General features: G+C 61.7%; 22 protein-coding genes. 5 read left to right on the top strand and 17 right to left on the bottom strand.

Annotated features, from left to right (window positions below; genetic code table 11):
• Positions 1-42 precede the first annotated feature (42 nt).
• The 4 genes from PMI24_RS29255 to PMI24_RS20850 form a co-directional block, all read right to left on the bottom strand.
• The gene (locus PMI24_RS29255; protein ID WP_157222955.1) at positions 43-321 is read right to left on the bottom strand and encodes a hypothetical protein; all 279 of its coding nucleotides are present in this window, start codon (positions 319-321) and stop codon (positions 43-45) included.
• A gap of 712 nt (positions 322-1,033) precedes the next feature.
• Positions 1,034-2,212 carry a cystathionine gamma-synthase gene (locus PMI24_RS20840; RefSeq protein WP_007957389.1) on the bottom strand — a complete coding sequence of 393 codons (1,179 nt, stop codon included), beginning with the start codon at positions 2,210-2,212 and terminating at the stop codon, positions 1,034-1,036.
• Positions 2,209-3,585, bottom strand: coding sequence for a pyridoxal-phosphate dependent enzyme (locus PMI24_RS20845; protein WP_007957391.1), 1,377 nt, complete (start codon positions 3,583-3,585; stop codon positions 2,209-2,211). The genes PMI24_RS20840 and PMI24_RS20845 overlap by 4 nt, the downstream gene beginning before the upstream one ends.
• Positions 3,586-3,844: 259 nt before the next feature.
• The gene (locus PMI24_RS20850; protein WP_007957392.1) at positions 3,845-4,780 is read right to left on the bottom strand and encodes a Ppx/GppA family phosphatase; all 936 of its coding nucleotides are present in this window, start codon (positions 4,778-4,780) and stop codon (positions 3,845-3,847) included.
• A 295-nt stretch (positions 4,781-5,075) separates the two neighbouring features.
• Here PMI24_RS20850 and PMI24_RS20855 point away from each other — a divergent pair, with 295 nt between their 5' ends.
• Together PMI24_RS20855 and map are read left to right on the top strand one after the other, a co-directional pair.
• Complete coding sequence (locus PMI24_RS20855; RefSeq protein ID WP_007957393.1) at positions 5,076-5,336, top strand: ParD-like family protein; 261 nt, start codon at positions 5,076-5,078, stop codon at positions 5,334-5,336.
• Positions 5,333-6,124, top strand: coding sequence for a type I methionyl aminopeptidase (gene map, locus PMI24_RS20860; RefSeq protein WP_007957394.1), 792 nt, complete (start codon positions 5,333-5,335; stop codon positions 6,122-6,124). The genes PMI24_RS20855 and map overlap by 4 nt, the downstream gene beginning before the upstream one ends.
• A gap of 62 nt (positions 6,125-6,186) precedes the next feature.
• On the opposite strand, the gene PMI24_RS20865 is transcribed toward map, so the two are convergent.
• From PMI24_RS20865 to ribBA, 5 genes are all read right to left on the bottom strand, one after another.
• Positions 6,187-7,341, bottom strand: coding sequence for an ABC transporter ATP-binding protein (locus PMI24_RS20865; RefSeq protein WP_007957395.1), 1,155 nt, complete (start codon positions 7,339-7,341; stop codon positions 6,187-6,189).
• A gap of 17 nt (positions 7,342-7,358) precedes the next feature.
• Positions 7,359-8,168: an ABC transporter permease gene (locus PMI24_RS20870; protein WP_007957396.1), complete on the bottom strand. Its 810-nt coding sequence runs from the start codon at positions 8,166-8,168 to the stop codon at positions 7,359-7,361.
• 6 nt (positions 8,169-8,174) lie between these two features.
• Positions 8,175-9,119 (bottom strand): ABC transporter permease, encoded by a 945-nt coding sequence (locus tag PMI24_RS20875; protein WP_007957398.1) that lies wholly within the window; start codon positions 9,117-9,119, stop codon positions 8,175-8,177.
• Complete coding sequence (locus tag PMI24_RS20880; protein ID WP_007957399.1) at positions 9,116-10,141, bottom strand: ABC transporter substrate-binding protein; 1,026 nt, start codon at positions 10,139-10,141, stop codon at positions 9,116-9,118. The genes PMI24_RS20875 and PMI24_RS20880 overlap by 4 nt, the downstream gene beginning before the upstream one ends.
• 389 nt (positions 10,142-10,530) lie before the next feature.
• Entirely contained in the window at positions 10,531-11,640 is a 1,110-nt protein-coding gene (gene ribBA, locus PMI24_RS20885) for a bifunctional 3,4-dihydroxy-2-butanone-4-phosphate synthase/GTP cyclohydrolase II (RefSeq protein ID WP_007957400.1), read from the bottom strand.
• A 65-nt stretch (positions 11,641-11,705) separates the two neighbouring features.
• Here ribBA and PMI24_RS20890 point away from each other — a divergent pair, with 65 nt between their 5' ends.
• Positions 11,706-11,999 (top strand): DUF1330 domain-containing protein, encoded by a 294-nt coding sequence (locus PMI24_RS20890; protein ID WP_007957401.1) that lies wholly within the window; start codon positions 11,706-11,708, stop codon positions 11,997-11,999.
• An 18-nt stretch (positions 12,000-12,017) separates the two neighbouring features.
• Here the strand turns inward: PMI24_RS20890 and PMI24_RS20895 are convergent, their stop codons facing one another.
• Genes PMI24_RS20895 through PMI24_RS20925 form a run of 7 tightly spaced genes read right to left on the bottom strand, consistent with a single transcriptional unit; the run spans position 12,018 to position 17,241 of the window.
• On the bottom strand, positions 12,018-12,581 hold the full coding sequence (locus PMI24_RS20895; RefSeq protein ID WP_007957402.1) for an NUDIX hydrolase: 564 nt from the start codon (positions 12,579-12,581) through the stop codon (positions 12,018-12,020).
• A 1-nt stretch (position 12,582) separates the two neighbouring features.
• Positions 12,583-13,347 carry a GntR family transcriptional regulator gene (locus PMI24_RS20900; RefSeq protein ID WP_007957403.1) on the bottom strand — a complete coding sequence of 255 codons (765 nt, stop codon included), beginning with the start codon at positions 13,345-13,347 and terminating at the stop codon, positions 12,583-12,585.
• Positions 13,348-13,405: 58 nt separating this feature from the next.
• Entirely contained in the window at positions 13,406-13,795 is a 390-nt protein-coding gene (locus PMI24_RS20905; protein WP_007957404.1) for a carboxymuconolactone decarboxylase family protein, read from the bottom strand.
• Between the two features lie 12 nt (positions 13,796-13,807).
• Positions 13,808-14,293: a flavin reductase family protein gene (locus tag PMI24_RS20910; RefSeq protein ID WP_007957406.1), complete on the bottom strand. Its 486-nt coding sequence runs from the start codon at positions 14,291-14,293 to the stop codon at positions 13,808-13,810.
• Between the two features lie 12 nt (positions 14,294-14,305).
• Positions 14,306-15,787 carry an aldehyde dehydrogenase gene (locus PMI24_RS20915; protein WP_007957408.1) on the bottom strand — a complete coding sequence of 494 codons (1,482 nt, stop codon included), beginning with the start codon at positions 15,785-15,787 and terminating at the stop codon, positions 14,306-14,308.
• On the bottom strand, positions 15,784-16,617 hold the full coding sequence (locus tag PMI24_RS20920; protein WP_007957410.1) for an alpha/beta fold hydrolase: 834 nt from the start codon (positions 16,615-16,617) through the stop codon (positions 15,784-15,786). Before PMI24_RS20920 ends, PMI24_RS20915 begins: the two co-directional genes overlap by 4 nt.
• A 33-nt stretch (positions 16,618-16,650) precedes the next feature.
• The gene (locus PMI24_RS20925) at positions 16,651-17,241 is read right to left on the bottom strand and encodes an amino acid synthesis family protein (protein WP_007957412.1); all 591 of its coding nucleotides are present in this window, start codon (positions 17,239-17,241) and stop codon (positions 16,651-16,653) included.
• A gap of 325 nt (positions 17,242-17,566) precedes the next feature.
• Between PMI24_RS20925 and PMI24_RS20930 the strand changes: the two genes are divergently transcribed.
• Entirely contained in the window at positions 17,567-18,595 is a 1,029-nt protein-coding gene (locus PMI24_RS20930; RefSeq protein ID WP_007957413.1) for a WD40/YVTN/BNR-like repeat-containing protein, read from the top strand.
• A gap of 28 nt (positions 18,596-18,623) precedes the next feature.
• Positions 18,624-21,008, top strand: coding sequence for an efflux RND transporter permease subunit (locus tag PMI24_RS20935; RefSeq protein WP_007957414.1), 2,385 nt, complete (start codon positions 18,624-18,626; stop codon positions 21,006-21,008).
• An 84-nt stretch (positions 21,009-21,092) separates the two neighbouring features.
• Here PMI24_RS20935 and PMI24_RS20940 read toward each other — a convergent pair whose 3' ends face one another.
• Complete coding sequence (locus PMI24_RS20940; RefSeq protein WP_007957415.1) at positions 21,093-21,812, bottom strand: FadR/GntR family transcriptional regulator; 720 nt, start codon at positions 21,810-21,812, stop codon at positions 21,093-21,095.
• Between the last annotated feature and the right edge of the window lie 185 nt (positions 21,813-21,997).

A 21,997-nucleotide genomic window follows, 5' to 3' on the forward strand; every position in this document is an offset into this window, starting at 1 on the left:
CGCCAACGTGGTCGGAGCCGTCGGAGGCAACAGCCCCTGCACCTACGTGATCCGCGCCGTCAGAGGCAACAGCCCCAGCACCGACGTGATCCGCGCCATCAGAAGCAACTGCTCCAGCGCCAACATGATCGGCACCGTCGGAGGCAACAGACCCAGCACCGACGTGATCCGCGCCGTCAGATGCGACTGCACCGGCGCCAACATGATCCGCGCCGTCAGAGGCAACAGCCCCAGCGCCGACATGATCTGAACCATCAGAGGCAACTGCGCCAGCACCGACATGATCCGCGCCATCAGAGGCGACAGCGCCAGCACCAACATGATCCGCACCATCAGAAGCAACCGCCCCCGCACCCACATGATCCGCCCCATCCGACGCCAATGCCTGCGCCTTCGCAGCCCAGACACTGGGCATTGCCACCGTTGCCGCAACTGCCAGGACGAGGCCCGGCCAAAGCGTGTGCTTCATGATTTTCTCCACGCCCCATCAGCCAAACAGCAACCGAGCGTTACCCGTCATTCGTTCATTGACGGAAGGCTCGTCGGCCCGGGGTCAACCAGATTGGTGAATGGCACGGGGGCACCGGAGGGGTGCACGGGTGTCGACGGTTTACAGGAAATCTGGACAGCGAACTGAAAAGTATAGTTCGCCCTTGGCGAGAGGCAGGCTGGAGGGCCGTGAAGGCGATAGTCGGTTCGCTTCCTTGCAAGCGTGCGCTAGAAAACAATCAATCTAAAAACCGCGTAGCGCAATGTCGCGCGTTTGCTAGGCTCAAGAATGTAGGCGAAGACGCAGACTGATGCGCAAGCGGATAGCAAGGGGACGTGGGGCGCGTTCCGAAGGGTACACGGTTAGAAAGATCTCCGCGCTGAGATCCAGCCCTTATGCCGTGTGAAGCAGCCGAGACCGTACCTCTTTCAATTTGGTCCGGTACTGTGAGAAGCCTGATAAACCTTGTAAGCCAGAGACCAGCACTGGCCGCCTACTCAAACACCAAAGCCCGCCTCGTGCGGGCTTTGACGTTCTCGGGCCTTAGATACTGGCCAACGCCTGCGCCAGATCCGCACGCAGGTCTTCGATGTCCTCGACACCCACCGACAGACGCACCAGGCTGTCACCGATGCCGAGCTTGGCACGGGTTTCCGCCGGAATGGTCGCGTGAGTCATGATCGCCGGGTGCTCGATCAGACTTTCCACACCGCCGAGGCTTTCGGCCAGAGCGAAGATCTGCACGTTCTCCAGGAAGCGACGAGCGCCCGCCAGATCACTGTTCAGATCAAGGGAAATCATCCCGCCGAAACCACGCATCTGACGCTTGGCCAGTTCGTGCTGCGGATGGGATTCCAGGCCTGGGTAGTAGACGCGTTTGACCTGCGGCTGCTGTTCCAGCCAGCGCGCCAGCTCCAGCGCGTTGCTGCAATGACGCTCCATACGCAGCGCCAAAGTCTTCACGCCGCGCAAGGTGAGGAACGCGTCGAACGGGCCGGAGATGGCGCCGACGGCGTTCTGCAGAAAGCCCAGACGTTCGGCCAACGCAGGATTGTCGCCAACCACCGCGATCCCGCCGATCACGTCGGAGTGACCGTTCAGGTATTTGGTGGTCGAGTGCAGCACGATGTCGAAACCCAGTTCCAGCGGACGCTGGATCCACGGGCTGGCGAAGGTGTTGTCGGCCACGCAGAGGATCCCGCGCGCCTTGCAGATGCGCGCGATGGCGGCGAGGTCGGACAGACCCAGCAGCGGGTTGGTCGGGCTCTCCACAATCACCATGCGCGTGTCGTCCTGCAACGACGCTTCGAATGCCGACAGATCCGCCAGATCGACGAAGCTGAAACGATGCCCGGCACTGCGCTGGCGCACTTTGTCGAACAGACGGAACGTGCCACCGTACAGGTCATTGCCGGACACGATGTGCGAGCCGGCGTCGAGCAGTTCGAGCACGGTGGAAATCGTCGCCAGCCCGGACGCGAAGGCGAACGCCTGGGTGCCGCCCTCCAGATCCGCCACGCAACGCTCCAGGGCAAAACGCGTCGGGTTGTGCGAGCGGCCGTAATCGAAACCCTTGTGCACGCCAGGGCTGTCTTGCAGATACGTGGAGTTGGCGTAGATCGGCGGCATCAGCGCGCCGGTGGTTGGGTCCGGCGTTTGCCCGGCGTGGATCACGCGGGTGGCGAAGCCCTGTTGACGGGCGTTCTTGTCGTGCTGGCTCATGCCAGGGATCTCCGTAATTGATTGAGCATGTCGACGCGGGTGATCAGGCCGTGGAAGCCTGAAGCGTCGGCGATGATGGCCACCAGGCCGCTGCTGAGCACGGCTTCCAGTTCAGCCAGCGTGGCGCCGGGGGCGAGGGTTTGCAACTTGTCCGTCATCGCGCTGGAAACGGGTTTGCTGAAGAGCGAGGCGTCTTCGTGCACACGCACGAGGATGTCCGACTCGTCGATCACACCGACCAGTTGCTTGCCATCCACCAGCACCGGCAATTGCGAAACGTCTGCCAGGCGCATGCGCTGGAAGGCGGTCATCAGCGTATCGTCCGGGCCGACGCTGACGACTTTGCCGTCTTCGAAGCGTCGGGCAATCAGGTCGCGCAGGTCGCCGTAGCGTTTGCGCTGCAGCAGGCCCTGATCGGTCATCCACTGGTCGTTATAGACCTTCGACAGGTAGCGAGTACCGGTGTCGCAGACGAAGCTGACCACGCGTTTCGGCTCGGTCTGTTCGCGGCAGTAACGCAGGGCGGCGGCGAGCAGGGTGCCGGTGGACGAGCCACCCAGAATGCCTTCGGCTTTCAGCAGCTGGCGCGCGTGATCGAAGCTTTCTTCGTCGCTGATCGAGTAGGCGCTGCGCACGCTCGACAGGTCGGTGATCGACGGAATGAAATCCTCGCCTATGCCTTCCACCGCCCAGGAACCGGCGGTGCCCAAGTGCTTGCTGCGGCTGTATTCAGCCATCACCGAACCGACCGGATCGGCCAGGACCATTTCCAGATCCGGTTGTACGCGTTTGAAGAAACGGGTCAGACCGGTCAGCGTGCCGGCTGAACCGACGCCGACCACGATCGCGTCGAGGTCATGCTCGGTCTGGGCCCAGATTTCCGGCCCGGTGCTGCACTCGTGGGCCAGCGGGTTGGCGGGGTTGTTGAACTGGTCGGCGAAGAACGCGCCGGGGATGTCCTTGGCCAGACGAGCGGCGACATCCTGGTAATACTCGGGATGGCCCTTGCCAACATCGGAGCGGGTGATGTGCACTTCGGCGCCCATGGCCTTGAGGTGCAGGACTTTTTCGGTGGACATTTTGTCCGGCACCACCAGCACGACGCGGTAGCCCTTGGCGCGGCCGACCAGGGCCAGGCCCAGACCGGTGTTGCCGGCGGTGGCCTCGACGATCGTGCCGCCCGGTTGCAGACGACCATCGCGCTCAGCGGCGTCGATCATGGCCAGACCGATGCGGTCCTTGATCGAACCGCCGGGGTTCTGTGATTCGAGTTTGAGAAACAGGGTGCAGGGACCGGTATCGAAGCGGGTGACTTGTACCAGCGGCGTATTGCCGATCAGCCCAAGTACGGCAGGGCGTGAATCCTTTGACATCTCTTCACCTCTTTGTGGTGTTGATCGCGTTCCATTCGCGGGGAAAAAGCTCGCGTGCAACATAGGCTCTGACCTGAGCTGCCGCAACCTTTAAACGGCCGGAAATACAGCCATTTCGATCTAACGATAGAACGAAATCGGAGAGGGGAAGGAAGTGATTTGCAGGGGTTTATACGCAGGCGTCATCGAGTATTGAAAGGGCGTCTTCGGCGCCACGAAGCGCTTGATCCGGCAGTGAAAATCCTGCAGCGAAAACCGCTCAGTGGTTGCTCATCAGACCGTGCAGCACACCCAGTCGCAAGCCGGGTTCGGACGGCACCATTTGCGAGATGCCGAACACTTTGAATGCTGCCAGCATGACCACCAGGCCGCCGGGCAGGATGCTCTGGCGATGGGGTTGCAGGCCGGCCAGTTTCAGCTGTTGAACATTGCTGACTTCCAGCAGGCGCAACGACAGCCGCAGCAGGCCGCCGTAGGTGATGCCGCTCTCGCCATGATCGTTCAGGCGATTGGCCTTGAGCACTTTGGCGAGCATCCGCGCGGTGCCTGAAGAGCCGATGGTCTGCTGCCAGCCTTGAGCGCGATAACGGCGGGCGACCTTTTCGAATTGCAGAATGGCTACCCGTTCGGCTTCTTGCAGGGCGCCGGGGGAAATCTCGCCGTTGCGAAAGTAACGGGTGCTCAAGGTGCCGCTGCCGAGGGCGATGCTTTCGGTCAGCAGCGGTTGCGCGCCCTGGCCGAGAATCAGTTCGGTGGAGCCGCCGCCAATGTCGACCACCAGGCGCATGTCATCGGCGACCGGCAGGGTATGGGCCACACCGGCATAGACCAGACGCGCTTCTTCATGCCCGGAAATCACATCGATGCGAAACCCCAGATGCCGTTCCGCGCTGGCCAGAAACAGCTGCGCATTGTCCGCCTCGCGCACCGCGCTGGTGGCTACCGCGCGCACGCGACCGGGCTCAAAACCGCGCAGCTTCTTGCCGAACCGCGCCAGCGCCTGCCAGCCTCGATCCAGCGCCATTTCATCCAGTGCCCGGCCGTCGAAGCCTTCGGCCAGCCGCACCGGCTCGCGCAAGGTTTTGACCTCCTGAATCATGAAGCCCTTTCTGCTGCGCACCGACTGGCCAATCATCATGCGAAAGGCATTGGAACCGAGGTCGATGGCGGCAAACAGCGAGGTGTCTTCTTTCATGGGAATCCTTGCAAATCATCCGTCGGGAGGCGCGGGACGGTTTGCGAGGATTCTGCCGTGGGTTCGATGACAACCTGATGACGCGGGCGGGGCGGTTCAGTGAATTCATCGCTGTCATGACACTGTCATTATCGGCTGCCCATACTTGCCCCCAATACATCGCGTGCTTTTCATGATTCGGCTGCCTTCCGGGCAGCTTTTTTTTGCCCGCGATTTAACGGGCGCGCAACATTTGCAATCCCGGACGACGCACGATTAATATACGATCCATATACACTTCGTATCGGATATTGCCATGGGCATCGTAAAGATTTCAGAGGACATGCACGAGAATCTGCGCATCTCCAGCAACGCACTCAGCCGCTCGATCAACGCGCAGGCCGAACACTGGATGCGCATCGGCATGCTCGCCGAGCTGTATCCCGACCTGGATCACCACGCCATTTGCCGGTTGCTGATTCGCGCCGAGCAGTCGGGCGGTCTGGATCTGCAGCAAGTCTGCGTACTGGCGGATGCCGCGCAGAACGCCTCGGTCAAAGAGGCGGCCAAGGCATGAGAAACCCGATCAAGATCAACACCCAGGCTGAAATCGCCCAATCCCGCGAGGCCGGCAGACTGGCCGCCGAGGTGCTGGCGATGCTGGTACCGCACGTCAAGGCTGGCGTCACCACCGATCAGCTCGACCAGTTGTGCAACGACTACATCGTCAACGTGCAGAAGGCGATACCGGCCAACGTCGGTTACCACGGCTTCCCGAAAACTGTTTGCGCGTCGGTCAATGAAGTGGTCTGCCACGGCATTCCTTCGAAGCGCGTACTGAAGGACGGCGACATCGTCAATCTCGACATCGCGGTGATCAAGGACGGCTGGTTCGGCGATACCAGCCGCATGTACGTGGTCGGCGAGCCGACGCCCGAGGCGCGGCACCTGATCAAGACCACTTACGACGCCATGTGCGCGGGGATCCGCGTCGTTCGGCCGGGCGCCACGTTGGGTGACATCGGGCATGCGATCCAGACGTTGGCGGAGAAGGAAGGTTTCAGCGTGGTGCGCGAGTATTGCGGGCACGGGATCGGCAAGGTTTATCACGATGAACCGCAAGTGCTGCATTACGGTTATCCGGAGCAGGGGCTGAAGCTGAAGGCGGGGATGATCTTTACCATCGAACCGATGCTCAATGCCGGCAAGCGGCATGTGAAGAGTCTGGCGGATGGCTGGACGGTTGTGACCAAGGATCAATCGTTGTCGGCGCAGTGGGAGCACATGGTGGCGGTGACGGAGGATGGGTTTGAGGTGTTGACGGCCTGGCCGGATGAGATTGAGGGCTTTAAGGCCATCGTCTGAAAAAATGGCCACCGCAACCCGACGTTGCGGTGGTCAGAAGTGACACGCAAGTCTTTATTGAATCAGTGCGCGCCGGCAGCTTTATTCAGATCGCTCTCGGCCCACTCGGTATAGACGCATGCATCCGCCGTCGCCCAACGCACCCGAACCGGATCCCCAGCCTTCAACGGCATCCCCGCCGCCGACAACGCTTTCACCGTCATCGAAGTCCCGCCCGAAGTCACCACACTGCAAGTCTGACTCTCACCCAGAAACAGCACCTCAACCACCTTCGCCGAAACCTCGTTCCAGCCCGCTGCCAACGGCTCACTCGCCGCCTGCTGCACACTCAACGCCAACGCCTTTTCCGGCCGCACCATCAGAAGCACATCCTGCCCGGTCTGCAAGCCAGCGGTGAGACGGATCGACAGCGACTCCCCCTCAAAACTCGCCGCCGCATTACCCTGCGCCTTGAGCTTGAGAAAGTTCGAGTTACCCAGAAACGACGCCACAAACGCATTCGGCGGATTCTGATACAGGTCATAACCGCTGCCGAGCCCGACAATCTTGCCGTGACTGAAAATCGCGATGCGCTGGGACAGGCGCATGGCTTCTTCCTGGTCGTGGGTCACGTAGACGATGGTGATGCCGAGGCGACGGTGCAGCTGGCGCAATTCATCTTGCAGGTCTTCGCGAAGCTTCTTGTCCAGCGCACCGAGCGGTTCGTCCATCAGCAGAATGCGCGGTTCGTAAACCAGCGCCCGTGCGATGGCGACCCGTTGCTGCTGGCCGCCAGACAGTTGCGAAGGGCGGCGATGGGCGAATTGCTCCAGCTGCACCAGTTTCAGCATCGCATCGACGCGCTTGTCACGTTCAGCCGCAGCGAGTTTGCGGATCGCCAGCGGGAACGCGATGTTGTCGCGTACCGACAGATGCGGGAACAGCGAATAACGCTGGAACACCATGCCGATGTCGCGCTTGTGCGGCGGCACGTTCACCAGCGACTGGCCGTTGACCAGGATCTCGCCGCTGCTCGGGGTTTCGAAGCCGGCGAGCATCGACAGCGTGGTGCTTTTGCCCGAGCCGCTGGAGCCGAGGAAGGTCAGGAATTCGCCGTCCTTGATGTCCAGCGAGATGTTGTCCACGGCGGCGAAATCGCCGTAGTGCTTGTTCAGGTTGCGCAGGCTGACCAGGGGTTTGTCGTTCTGCTGGGATGCGTCTTTGATCACGGCACTCATGTCGTACTCCTGGGCGCTCAGGCGCTGATTTCGTTGCGCCGGCGCAGGGCGGCGGCGATCACCATGACCAATACCGACAAGCCGATCAGCAGCGTCGAAGCGACGGCGATCACGGGCGTCAGGTCCTGGCGCAGGGTGGTCCACATTTTCACGGGAAGGGTTTGCAGGGTCGGGCTGGCCATCATAACGCTGAGCACCACTTCGTCCCACGAAACCAGGAAGGCGAAGAGGGCGCCGGCCACCATCCCCGGGCGAATCGCCGGAAAGGTCACCTTGAACACCGCTTGCAGGCGTGATGCCCCGCAGATCACCGCTGCGTCTTCAATCGACTGATCGAACAGCTTCAGCGAGTTGATGATCGAGATGATGGTGAACGGCAGCGCGACGATCACATGGCTGACGACGAAGGCGAACATCGTCCCGGTGTAGCCGAGCTTGAGGAACAGCGCGTACACCGCCACCGCGATGATCACCAGTGGGACGATCATCGGCAGGGTGAACAGACCGTAGAGCATTTCCCGGCCGGGGAAGCGTCCGCGCACCAGCGCAAAGGCCGTCGGCAAACCGAGGGCGACGGCGCAGATCGTGGTCAGCACCGCGACCTTGAGGCTGGCCAGTGCTGCGCTCATCCAGTCGGCGTTGGAGAAAAACTGCACGTACCATTTCAGCGTCCAGCCCGGTGGCGGGAACACCAGCCACTGGGACGAACCGAACGACAGCAGAACGATGAACACGATCGGCAACAGCAGGAACAGGCCGATCAGCCCGGTGGTGAAATACAGGCCGAAGCGCATCCGGCGACTCATGGCATTGGGCGTCAGGAGCATGTCGGCTTACCTCGCGTTACTGGCGCCGACCGGGGATTCCGGTTGCAGCTTCAGGTAGACGTAGAACAGCACCAGCGTGATGACGATCAGCAACGCGGCGCCGGCGCTGGCCAGGCCCCAGTTGAGGAACGACTGCACCTGCTGAATGATGAATTCCGGCAGCATCATGTTCTGCGCCCCGCCCAGCAGCGCCGGGGTGACGTAGTAACCCAGCGACATCACGAACACCATCAGCCCGCCGGACGCCAGACCCGGCCGGCACAGCGGCAGGAACACCCGGAAGAAGTTGGTCCAGGGACTTGCGCCACAGATCGAACCGGCCTGCAGGATCATCGGGTCGATGGCCTGCATGGTCGCCTGCAACGGCAGCACGATGAACGGGATCATGATGTAGCTCATGCCGATCACCACGCCGGTCAGGTTGTGCACCATTTCCAGCGGCTGATCGATGATGCCCATGGCCATCAAGGCTTTATTGATGACGCCCGAGGCCTGCAACAGCACCAGCCAGGAATAGGTGCGGGCGAGGAGGCTGGTCCACATCGACAACAGCACGATGTTGAGGATCCAGCGGCCCCAGCCCCGTGGCACCAGAGTGATTGCCCAGGCCAGCGGGAAGCCCAAAAGCAGGCTGAACACCGTCACCAGTCCGGCCACCGAAAAGGTGTTGAACAGCACCCGGGCGTAGGCCGAGTTGGCGAACAGTTGTTCATAGTTGCCAAGGCCCGGCACCGGCTCCAGCACGCCGCGCAGCAACAAGCCAATCAACGGGGCGAGGAAGAACAGACCGAGGAACAGCAGCGCCGGCGCGAGATTGCCGGCGCCGCGCCAGCGTTGCTTGAGGGACGGGGCTTGCGCCATTGCACTCGCCTTGCCTGACGCCGGGCCGGCAGCGCTCGCGGCGCTCCCGGTGGCAGTGGAGGGACGGGACGCGGTGGCCGCCATTTTCATTTGACCAGCCATTCGTTCCACCGTGTCGCGATGGCCGGACCGTTCTTGGCCCAGTACGCGAAATCAAGAGTGATCTGATCCTTAGCGTAGGCAGTCGGCAGGTTCGGGGCCAGCGTCGAGTCCAGACGCGCCACGCTGTCGACGTTGACCGGGGCGTAGGCGGTCAGGTTGGAGAAGTCGGCCTGGCCTTTGGCACTGCTGGCACTGGCCAGGAACTTCATCGCCGCCTCCTTGTTTTTCGCGCCCTTTGGCACCACCAGAATGTCGGCCATGACCAGGTTCTGTTTCCAGCTCACGCCGACCGGGGCGCCGTCTTCCTGCAGAGCGTGGATCCGGCCGTTCCAGAACTGGCCCATGCTCGCTTCACCGGAGGCCAGCAGTTGCTGCGACTGCGCGCCGCCGCCCCACCAGACGATGTCTTTCTTGATGGTGTCGAGTTTCTTGAAGGCGCGATCCAGGTCCAGCGGGTAGAGCTTGTCGGCCGCTACGCCATCGGCGAGCAGGGCCAGTTCAAGTACGCCGGGGCTCGGCCATTTATAGAGGGCGCGTTTGCCGGGGAAGGTCTTGGTGTCGAACAGCGCGCTCCAGTCCTGCGGCTTGTTGGCGCCGAGCTTGCCCTCGTTGTAGCCGAGGACGAAGGAGAAGAAGAACGAGCCGACGCCGTGGTCGCTGACGAAACGCGGGTCGATCTTGTCGCGCTGGATCTGTTTGAAATCGAGGGGTTCGAGCAGGCCTTCGGCAGCGGCGCGCAGGGCGAAGTCGGCTTCGACATCGACCACGTCCCATTGCACGTTGCCGCTTTCGACCATGGCCTTGAGTTTGCCGTAGTCGGTCGGGCCGTCCTGCACGACGGTGATGCCGCTGGCCTTGCTGAACGGATCGGCCCAGGCCTGTTTCTGCGCATCCTGGGTGCTACCGCCCCAGCTGACAAAGTTCACACTCTCGGCGGCCACCGCGGCCTGACCGGTCACGCTCAGCAGTCCCGCGAAAAAGATCGCGGTTGCAGCTTTGTTCAACACCATTTTTACGCCCTCATTGTTGTGTTTTTGAGCGGGCTTGCGTTGTTGCCCGCCTGTCGGGAGCAGTAGCTGGACGGTTTTAAGGTCGTCCGGTCTATGGAATATCATATTATGGTATTCCAAACTTTGTGCAAGCACTTTGCCGTACCGGCTATCTGGCGAATGTGGTTTTTGTGGGTGTCTGGTTTGAGAATTTCAGTGGATTCTAGATCCAGCCCCTCACCCCAGCCCTCTCCCAGTGGGAGAGGGGGAAAGGGAGCCAATCTCCATGCTGTTCAAAACTAGAGTTCGACCTGGAGTTTCAGGTCGATGCATAGCGGTAAAACAACTCGGTCGGCGCCCTCTCCCTCCGGGCGGTCCGACGTTTCGGGAGGGCTGGGGTGAGGGCTGCTTTACTCGGTGAACGGAATGCTCTCGACCACCTCAAGATCGTAGCCAGTCAAACCGGCATATTTCAGCGGCGGCCCCAGGTGGCGCAGCTTGCCGACGCCCAGGTTCTGCAGAATCTGCGCCCCGGTTCCCACCTCCGAATAGATCCGCGATTGCGAGCGACTGAACTGCCGAGGCGGTTGAGTCAGTTGCGGAATGCGCTCCAGCAGCGCCTGGGAAGACTCATGATTGGCCAGTACCACCACAACGCCATGCCCTTCGGCAGCGACCCGTTGCAGCGCCGCCCACAACGTCCAGTTCGTCGGCCCGCTGTACTCGGCGCCGACCAGATCCCGCAGCGGATCGATTACATGCACGCGCACCAGCGTCGGTTCCTCACGGCGCATTTCGCCCATGACCATCGCCATGTGCACGCCGCCCTCGATGCGATCTTCGAAAGTAATCAAACGGAACGTGCCATGCACCGTCGGCAACTCCCGCTCGCCGATGCGCTCGATGGTGTGTTCGGTGCTCAGGCGATAGTGGATCAGGTCGGCGATGGTGCCGATCTTGATCCCGTGCTTGCGGGCGAAGACTTCCAGATCCGGACGACGGGCCATGGTGCCGTCGTCGTTCATCACTTCGACGATCACCGAAGCGGGCGTGAACCCCGCCAGCCGCGCCAGATCACAACCGGCTTCGGTGTGGCCGGCGCGGGTCAGCACGCCACCTTCCTTGGCGCGCAGCGGAAAGATATGGCCGGGCTGCACCAGGTCTTCAGCGCGAGCATTGGGCGCCACCGCCGCGGCCACCGTGCAAGCGCGGTCGGCAGCAGAAATGCCGGTGGTCACGCCGACCGCTGCTTCGATGGAAACCGTGAACGCGGTGCTGAATACGCTGCCATTGCTCGGCACCATTTGCTCCAGCCCCAGGCGCTGGCAATGATCGTCGGTCAGGGTCAAACAAATCAGCCCCCGAGCCTCACGGGCCATGAAACTGATCGCCTCGGGTGTGCAACGGTCGGCGGCCAGTAGCAGGTCGCCTTCGTTTTCCCGGTCCTCGTCATCGACCAGCAACACCATTTTGCCGAGGCGATAATCTTCGATGATTTCTTCGATGCTGTTGAAGGCCATGCTGGACTCTCGATGTGAATGAAATTCGTGGTATACCATAATACAAAATCAACCAAGAGGTCACTATGAAGGCGTACTGGATTGCTCACGTGGACATCACCGATTCCGATCACTACAGCCAATACACCCAACGCGCGCCGAAAGCGTTCGCCGAGTTCGGCGCGAAGTTTTTAGCCAGAGGCGGGCGCAGCGAAGCGATGGAAGGTCGGGCGACGCCGCAGCGCAGCGTGGTGATTGAGTTCGACAGCTACGAGCAGGCGGTGGCGTGCTATCGCTCGGCGGCGTATCAGGAAGCGAAAAGCTATCGCGAGGAGTGGGCGAGGGCGGAGATCATTATTGTGGAAGGGATGGCGCCGTAAGCGGCGCGGGCAGGGCGATCAACGCATGAAATGAATCTTGCCGCTGTCGTCATTGCCCATGTACATGCCATACACACCGGCCTGGCGTTCCTCGATGTAGCGTTCGAGGATCTGCCGGATCGCCGGGTAGTAGATCTGCTCCCAAGGGATGTCTTCGGGGGCGAAGAATTTGCAGGCGAGGGTTTCCGGGCCGTACTGGCCGGTAATCTCCAGCGCGAGTGCGCGGAAGATGATGTAGACCTCGCTGATCTTCGGCACGCTGAAGATCGAGTAAGGCGAGACGATTTCCGCGCGTACGCCGCTTTCTTCCCAGACTTCGCGCAGGGCGGCCTGTTCGGTGGTTTCGCCGCTTTCCATGAAACCGGCGGGCAGGGTCCAGGTGCCGGGGCGCGGGGGAATGGCCCGTTGGCACAAGAGGTATTTGCCGTCCTGCTCGATGATGCAGCCGGCGATGATCTTCGGGTTTACATAGTGGATGTAGCCGCAACCGCGGCACATCAGGCGCTCGTGCGTATCGCCCGGTGGTACCTGCTGACCGAGGTCAGCGCCACCGCATTTCGGGCAAAAGCTCGGGCTGAACATGTCAGTGACCTATGCGCGGTTCTTTCAGCGCGATGGGCAGGGTGATCGGTGGAGTGCTTTTGAGATCGGTGCCGGTCTCTTCCTGTTTGCGCTTCAGATAATCGAGGGCCACGGCAGCCGCAGCGCGCACGTGATCGACGCACGCCTGATGCGCCGCCAGCGGATCCCCGCTCTTGATCGCCTCGACCATTTTTTCCATCTCGTGATTACTGGCGCCGCGACGGTTTTCCTGGGACACCGACGTCGCGCGCAGGTAGCTGATGCGCGCTTGCAACTGACGCAGCTGAGTGGCCGCGACATGGTTGCCCGAGCCTTCGAGCAGCACGTCGTAGAAACCCTGCACCGAGTCGATCACCTGCTGCAGCTCGCCGTCCTTGAGCGCCTTGCGGTTCTCGTCGAGGGCTTTTTCCAGGGCCTTGATGTCCTTGGCCTTGGCGCGCAGGGTGAACAGCTGAACGATCAGGCCTTCGAGCACGCAACGCAGCTCATAAATGTCGACCGCATCGGCGAGGGTGATGATGGCGACACGTGGGCCCTTGGCGTCGGCGAACTCCACCAGGCCTTCGGATTCCAGGTGACGCAAGGCTTCACGCACCGACGTACGGCTCACGCCCAGGCGATCGCACAGATCGCGTTCCACCAGGCGATCGCCCGGCAGCAGCTGGAAGTTCATGATGGCGCTTCGCAGTTTATCCAGCACGATCTCGCGCAGGGTGACGGGGTTGCGATTGACCTTGAAGCTGTCGTCGAGTGGCAGGCGTTTCATGGGGTCCGCTCTTTAAGGTGGCTGTCCATGCCAGACGGGCATCAAAACAGCCGAGGGGTTAACTGGAGGCCTCGGCGTCGGCTTCGGCGAAGGCTTCACGGGCGAGCCGGAAACTGTCCACGGCTGCCGGGACGCCGCAATAAATACCGACCTGAAGCAGAATTTCGCGTATTTGCTCACGACTCAGGCCGTTACGCAAGGCGCCGCGCACATGCAGTTTCAGTTCGTGCGGGCGGTTGAGCGCCGAGATCATCGCCAGGTTGATCATGCTGCGCTCCTTGAGCGACAGACCCTCGCGTCCCCAAACATGGCCCCAGCAGTATTCGGTGACCATTTCCTGCAACGGGCGGGTGAAGTCGTCGGCGTTCTCGATCGAGCGCTGCACATAGGCTTCGCCCAGCACCTGCGTGCGGATCTTCAGGCCTTGCTCATACTTTTCGTTGCTCATGTGTTCCTCCGCTCAACCCAGTGTCGGCAACGCGCCGAGCTTGCCCTTGTGATAAATCATCGGCGTCACCGGTTGCTCCGGCAGGATCAGGTTCTTCACCGCGCCAACGATGATCGCGTGGTCGCCACCGTCGTATTCACGCCACAGTTCGCACTCGATGATCGCCGTGGCTTTGGCGAGGATCGGGTTACCGAGTTCGCTCAAATGCCACTCGATGCCGTTGGCCTTGTCCTTGCCTTTACCGGCGAAGGCGTAGGCCTCGGCGGTCTGGTCGGCGGACAGCAAATGGATCGCGAACTTCTTGCTGTCGCGCAGCACCGGGTAGGTGTCGGAGGCGTAGTTGGGGCAGAACAGCACCAGCGCCGGGTCAATCGACAGCGCACTGAAGGCGCTGGCGGTGATGCCGACGATGCCGCCATCCGGGTCGAGGGTGGTGACCACCGTGACCCCGGACGGAAACGAGCTCATGACGTCTTTGTAAATGCCGGGTTCGATCATGTCGCAGGACTCCTAACGCATCACAAACGGATCAGGCATCGATGCCTGGGAGAGGTTGATCCACACCGTTTTCAGTTCGGTGTAGGCCAGCACCGAATCGATGCCGCTTTCGCGTCCATAGCCACTGTTCTTGAAGCCACCGATCGGTGCCATTGCCGACACCGCGCGGTAGGTGTTGACCCAGATGATCCCCGAACGCACGTCCCGGGCCAGACGATGGGCGCGGCCCAGGTCGCGGGTCCAGATGCCGGCGGCGAGGCCGAACTGCGAGTCGTTGGCAATCGCCAGCGCTTCGGCTTCATCCTTGAAGCGGATCACCGAAGCCACCGGGCCGAACACTTCTTCCTGCATGATCTTCATCGAATTGCGGTCGCATTCGAACAGCGTCGGCTCGTAGAACCAGCCGTCACCGACGCCGCTCGGCCGCTTGCCGCCCAGACGCAGACGCGCGCCTTCAGCGATGGCATCAGCCACCAGACCTTCAACCACCGCCAGTTGCTGCGCGGTGGCCATCGGGCCCATTTCGCTGCTGTCGTCCTGCGGGTTGCCGATGCGGATGCGCTGGGCGCGCTCCACCAAACGGCTGACGAATTCGTCGTAGATTTCATCCTGCACCAGCAGTCGCGAACCGGATACGCAACTCTGCCCGGATGCCGCGTAGATCCCGGCGATGGCGCCGTTGATCGCGCTATCGAGATCGGCGTCGGCGAAGATGATGTTCGGCGACTTGCCGCCCAGTTCCAGCGACAGCTTGGCGAAGTTCTCGGCGCTGCTGCGCACCACATGCCGGGCCGTGGCCGCGCCGCCGGTGAAGGCGATCTTGCGGATCAGCGGATGACGGGTGAGGGCGGCGCCGGTGCTCGGGCCGTAACCGGTGACGACGTTGACCACGCCCGGCGGAATCCCGGCTTCGAGGGCCAGGCGCGCCAGTTCCAGAATGGTCGCCGAGGCGTGCTCGGAGGGTTTGATCACGATGGTGTTGCCGGCAGCAAGGGCTGGTGCCAGTTTGATCGCAGTCAGGTAAAGCGGGCTGTTCCACGGAATGATCGCGGCGACCACGCCCATGGCTTCGTGCACGGTGTAGGCGAACAGATCGGGTTTATCCAGCGGCAGGGTGCCGCCTTCGAGCTTGTCGGCGAGGCCGGCGGTGTAGTGGAAGAACTCCGGCAGATAACCGACCTGACCCCGGGTTTCACGGATCAGCTTGCCGTTGTCGCGGCTTTCCAGCTGCGCCAGTTGTTCCTTGTTTTCAGCGATCAGGTCACCGAGACGACGCAGCAGTTTGCCGCGCGCGGTGGCGGTCAAACCGCGCCACGCTGGGCTGTCGAAAGCGGTTTGTGCGGCTTGCACGGCGCGCTCGACGTCGGCTTCGTCAGCGTCGGGCAGATCGGCCCAGGGTTCGGCCAGCGCCGGGTTGAGGCTTTCGAAAGTCTTGCCGGAGAGGGCGTCGACCCATTCTCCGCCGATGCACATCTGGAAGCGTGCGAGCGTCATGCAACGATCCCCTTTATATGGTTTTGTCGGGCGTGTGCGGTGTCGAGAAATTCCAGGAGCGTCTGGTTCACCAGCCGTGGCGACTCTACCGGCATCATATGCCGTTGCTCGGGCAGCACGGCAACCTTCGCGCCGGGAATGCGCGCGGCCAGTTGCTCGGCCATTTCCGGGGTCGATCCGGGGTCGAGCTCGCCGGTGGCGATCAGCGTCGGCGCCTGGATGCTGCCCAGGTCGTCGGCGCGGTACATGTCCTGAGTGGCGAACAGTTCGTAGGTGGTCAGGTAACCCTGCGGATCATTGCCGGCGAGGGTCTGGCGGATAGCGGCGATCTGCGCCGGGTTGGCCGCCTGATATTCGCGGCTGAACCAGCGCGACAGCGCCGCTTCGGCATTCGCGTCCGGCCCGTGCTCGGCTGCTTGCGCGGTGCGGGCGATGACGCCGGCGCGCTGCTCTTCGCTGCGGTTGAACACGCTGTTGAGCACCACCAGGCTTTTCAGGCGGTCCGGGTAATGCAGGGCAAACGCCCGCGCCACCAGACCGCCCATGGAAAAGCCGATCACCGACGCCTCGGGCAATTGCAGGTGGTCGAGCAGCTCCAGCAACTGATCGGCATAACCGAGCAGGGCGGTGCCGCTGGCCGGTCGCGGGCTGGCGCCATGGCCGAGCATGTCGTAGGCGATCACCCGGTATTGCGTGGCCAGGCCAACAATCTGGCCGCCCCACATTTCTTTGTTCAGGCCCACGCCGTGGATCAACACCACGGGTTGGCCTTGGCCGGTCGCCAGATAACTGGTGCCGGCCGGGGTGAGTTCAGCGATGAGCCGAATCATGGAGCGCTCCTGCAATGCCTTTTTTTATTGTGATCACTGGGCTTTTTCGGCGGCCAGTTCTTCCAGATCGATGTAACGATTGCCGATGCGCGGATGCAGGCGACCACCGTCGGCGCAACCGAGCACCACGACGATTTCGTCGGCGCGCGGGGCGTCTTCGATCTGCATTTCCAGCGTGATGTAGTGCGAGCGCAGGCCTTCGTCGTCCTTGTGCATCATCGGAATCTGAATCGAAGTGCCCGGACCGCCGCGCTTGTTGGTGAAGCTCAGGTAACTCTTGGCCTTGACCGCTTCGCGGTAGTGATTGCCGAAGCGCAGGGTGTGGATCACCGCCGACGCGTGCTCGATTTCGCCATCGGCGCCGACCACCGCGGCTTTGCCGTAAGCCTCGATCTTCTCGGCACCGCCGATGATGCCCACCAGACGCTCGACCATCATCGCGCCGAGGTCGGAGCAATTGGCGCGGATCTGCGGCTTGAGGTCTTCGACAAAGCCGTTGCCGACCCACGGGTTCTTCATCACGACGGCCAGGCCGACCATGGTCACCGGGGTGTCGGACGCCTTGCCGCCTTCGATGAAGGTCTCTTCGACATAGCTGACGATCTTGCGAATTTCGAAACTCATGAGCTGCTCCGTAGGGGATAAAGAGTGTCTGTGCGTCTGATGGTATACCATAATACCGATCGTGCAAGTCCCCCTCGCAAGAATCCCTGCCATCAGTCGGACGAATGCCCGCGCATTCAGCTGCCGCTGTAGTCCCTTTCGGTTAACAAAAGATAACGTTGCGCCGATTGTCAGACGTTTCGAATGCCCGATAGGATGAGCCAGCTTCCGAAGGGGCTCTGGATGGCGGGTTTCAGGACTATGCTTGTGACCAGGCAGTCACCGTGAGCACCCTTGCGGCGCCCTTTAAGGTCCATGACCAACAATAATAAACAGGGGAAGGTCTATGAGTCGTTGCCGCCCGCCGGCGTTACGCAACACCGCGTTGCTGGCCACAGCACTCTCTCTGCTGGGCTTTGCCACATTGTCGGCGCCGGTTCTCGCCGCCGAAGCGCCCGCCGACGTGGTCTATTCCACCGAATCGGCCAAGGCCTCGAAAAGCCTGATGCTCGATGTCGTTCACGCCGGAACCCGGCTGGTGGCGGTCGGGGATCGCGGGCACATTCTCTATTCCGACGACCAGGGCAAGACCTGGACCCAGGCCAAAGTGCCGAGCCGCCAGTTGCTGACTGCCGTGTATTTCGTCGATGACAAGCACGGCTGGGCCGTCGGCCACGACGCGCAGATCCTCGCCAGCGAAGACGGCGGCCTGACCTGGACCAAACAATTCGAAGACCTCAAACGCGAATCGCCGCTGCTCGACGTCTGGTTCAAGGACGTCAACAGCGGCCTGGCCGTGGGTGCCTACGGCGCGCTTCTGGAAACCACCGACGGCGGCAAACACTGGGAAGACGTCAGCGATCGCCTCGACAACGAAGACCAGTTCCACCTCAATGCCATCGCTTCGGTAAAAGACGCCGGCCTGTTCATCGTCGGCGAGTCGGGCAGCATGTTCCGCTCCGCCGACTGGGGCCAGACCTGGGAAAAACTCGAAGGCCCGTACGAAGGTTCGCTGTTCGGCGTGATCGGCACGGCGCAACCGCAAACCCTGCTGGCTTACGGTCTGCGCGGCAACCTTTACCGCTCCACCGATTTCGGCAGCACCTGGGAGCAAGTCGAACTGAAAGCCGCGCGCGGCTCGCTGGAGTTCGGCCTGTCCGGCGCCACGCTGCTTGCGGACGGCTCCATCGTCATCGTCGGCAACGGCGGCTCGGTGGTCAGCAGCAGTGACAACGGCGAATCCTTCAGCGTGTTCAACCGTCCGGATCGCATCTCGCTGTCGTCGGTCACCGCCGCCGGCAACGGCAATCTGATCCTGAGCGGGCAGGGTGGCGTTCGGGTCACTACTGCGAACGGCGCCGAGCTGGGCAAATGAGCCGAATCAATAATAAGAAGGCGGGGCTATGACTTCCTTGAGCACTCATCATCAGGACAAGGCGACGTTTCTTGAGCGCCTGATCTTCAACAACCGCCCGGCAGTGATCGTGATCTGCCTGCTGGTCAGCATTTTCCTGTTCTGGCAGGCCACGCTGATCCGTCCGTCCACCAGTTTCGAAAAGATGATCCCGCTCAAGCATCCGTTCATTGAAAAGATGATGGAGCACCGTAACGATCTGGCGAACCTGGGCAACACCGTGCGTATTTCGGTGGAAGCGAAGGATGGCGACATCTTCTCCAAGGAGTACATGGAGACCCTGCGTCAGATCAACGACGAGGTGTTCTACATCTCCGGCGTCGACCGTTCCGGCCTCAAGTCGCTGTGGAGCCCGAGCGTGCGCTGGACCGAAGTGACCGAGGAAGGTTTTGCCGGCGGCGAAGTGATCCCGCAGAGCTACAACGGCTCCCAGGACAGCCTCGATCTGCTGCGCAACAACGTGCTCAAGTCCGGTCAGGTCGGGCGTCTGGTGGCCAACGACTTCAAGTCGAGCATCGTCGACATCCCGCTGCTGGAGTCCTACCCGGACCCGCAGGACCAGGGCAAGTTGCTGGCGCTGGACTATCGCCAGTTCTCCCATGAGCTCGAAGACAAGATCCGCAACAAGTTCGAAGCGCAGAACCCAAACGTCAAGATCCACATCGTCGGTTTCGCCAAGAAGGTCGGTGATCTGATCGACGGTCTGGTGATGGTGGTGATGTTCTTCGGCATCGCTTTCGTCATCACCCTGATCCTGCTGCTGTGGTTCACCAACTGCCTGCGCAGCACCGTGGCGGTGTTGAGCACCACGCTGGTGGCGGTGGTCTGGCAACTCGGGTTGATGCACTTTTTCGGGTTCGGCCTCGATCCGTATTCGATGCTGGTGCCGTTCCTGATCTTCGCCATCGGCATTTCCCACGGCGTGCAGAAAATCAACGGTATCGCCCTGCAATCCGGTGAGGCGGACAACGCGTTGACGGCCGCACGGAGGACCTTCCGTCAATTGTTCCTGCCGGGGATGATCGCGATTCTGGCGGACGCCGTCGGCTTCATCACGCTGCTGATCATCGACATTGGCGTGATCCGCGAGCTGGCCATCGGCGCTTCCATCGGCGTGGCGGTGATCGTGTTCACCAACCTGATCCTGCTGCCGGTGGCGATTTCCTATGTCGGCATCAGCAAGCGCGCCATCGCCAAGAGCAAGAAGGACGCGCACCGCGAGCATCCGTTCTGGCGCCTGCTGTCGAACTTCGCCAACCCGAAAGTCGCCCCGATTTCCATCGCCCTGGCGCTGGTCGCTTTCGGTGGCGGTCTCTGGTACAGCCAGAACCTGAAGATCGGCGACCTCGACCAGGGCGCGCCGGAACTGCGTCCGGATTCGCGCTACAACAAGGACAACAACTTCATCATCAGCAACTACTCGACCAGCTCCGACGTGCTGGTGGTGATGGTCAAGACCAAGTCCGAAGGCTGCTCGCGCTATGAAGCCATGGCGCCGATCGACGAACTGATGTGGAAGATGCAGAACACCGAGGGCGTGCAGTCGGCGATCTCGCTGGTGACCGTGTCCAAGCAGATGATCAAGGGCATGAACGAGGGCAACCTGAAATGGGAAACCCTGTCACGCAACCCGGACGTGCTGAACAACTCCATCGCCCGGGCCGACGGCCTGTACAACAACAGTTGCTCGCTGGCGCCGGTGCTGGTGTTCCTCAACGACCACAAGGCCGAAACCCTGGATCGCGCGGTGCATGCGGTGCAGGACTTCGCCAAGGAAAACAACAAGGAAGGCCTGGAATTCATCCTCGCCGCCGGTAACGCCGGGATCGAGGCGGCCACCAACGAGGTGATCAAGAAGTCCGAGCTGACCATCCTGATCCTGGTGTACATCTGCGTGGCGGTCATGTGCATGATCACCTTCCGCTCGTGGGCGGCGACCCTGTGCATCGTGCTGCCACTGGTGCTGACCTCGGTGCTGGGCAACGCGCTGATGGCGTTCATGGGCATCGGCGTGAAAGTGGCGACGCTGCCGGTGGTGGCGCTGGGCGTGGGGATTGGCGTGGACTACGGCATCTACATCTACAGCCGCCTGGAAAGTTTCCTGCGTGCCGGCCTGCCGTTGCAGGAAGCCTATTACCAGACCCTGAAATCCACCGGTAAAGCGGTGCTGTTCACCGGTCTGTGCCTGGCCATCGGTGTGTGCACCTGGATCTTCTCGGCGATCAAGTTCCAGGCCGACATGGGCCTGATGCTGACCTTCATGCTGCTGTGGAACATGTTTGGTGCGCTGTGGCTGCTGCCGGCACTGGCGAAGTTCCTGATCAAGCCGGAGAAACTGGCGGGGCAGAAGGGGAATTCTCTGTTTGCTCACTGATCCGGTTGGCTGAAATGAAAAAGCCGCAACCTTTAAGGGTTGCGGCTTTTTTATGCCTGCGGTGAGGGCAAGCGGTCTCAAGGCTTAAGAGAGTTCAGTGCCTAGCACGACGCTAAGCGCACTCCGCGCATCATCCAGCTGCACCAACGTCGCATGCCGCGCCCCCAACGCATCCCGATTCTCGATCGCCGTCAAAATCGCCTTGTGCCGAGGCAACGCCAGTTCATGCAGATTCGGCCGCTGATTCGAATGCTTCAGCGCCTCGGCAATCGCCACTGACAGCATGTTGCACAGGTTCGCCAGCAAGTCGTTGTGAGTCGCATCGGCAATCCGGCTGTGAAAATCCAGATCCGGTTGCAGCAAGGCCTCCGGGGTCGGGGCCGCTTCCATGCGCTGGTAAGCCTCGGCAATCGACGCGATGTCGGCATCGGTGGCGTGCTGGGCGGCGAGGGCGGCGGCGGCCGGTTCGATGATGCTGCGCACGCTGGTCAGGACGTTGAAGAACTCGTTCTGCGGGCTGCTTTGCATCAGCCAGTGCAGCACGTCCGGGTCGAGCATGTGCCATTCGCGGCGCGGCTTGACGACGGTGCCGACGCGCGGTTTCGAATACACCAGGCCCTTGGCGACCAGCACTCGGGTGGCCTCGCGCAACACCGGCCGGCTGACCGCATATTCCTCGCAGAGCAAGGCTTCGGCGGGCAGCTTGTCGCAGGGCAGAAAGCGTCCGGAAACAATCTGCATGCCCAGTTCCTGGACGATGCGCGAGTGCATGCTTTTACGGTCGGAAGGTTTGCGGTAATCCATGGGGAGTGGCGCGATCCTGAGCGATGGAGATGCCGCGCATCATAGCAGGCACGACACAATCTTGAGGTGGATACACAAAGCAAATGTGGGAGCGAGCTTGCTCGCGATAGCGGAGTGTCAGCCAACCTGGATGTTGAATGATAAATCGCAATCGCGAGCAAGCTCGCTCCCACAGGGGCGGCGGT

The sequence above is a fragment of the Pseudomonas sp. GM25 genome, assembly GCF_000282255.1.
In the GTDB taxonomy this organism is placed as follows: domain Bacteria; phylum Pseudomonadota; class Gammaproteobacteria; order Pseudomonadales; family Pseudomonadaceae; genus Aquipseudomonas; species Aquipseudomonas aphyarum.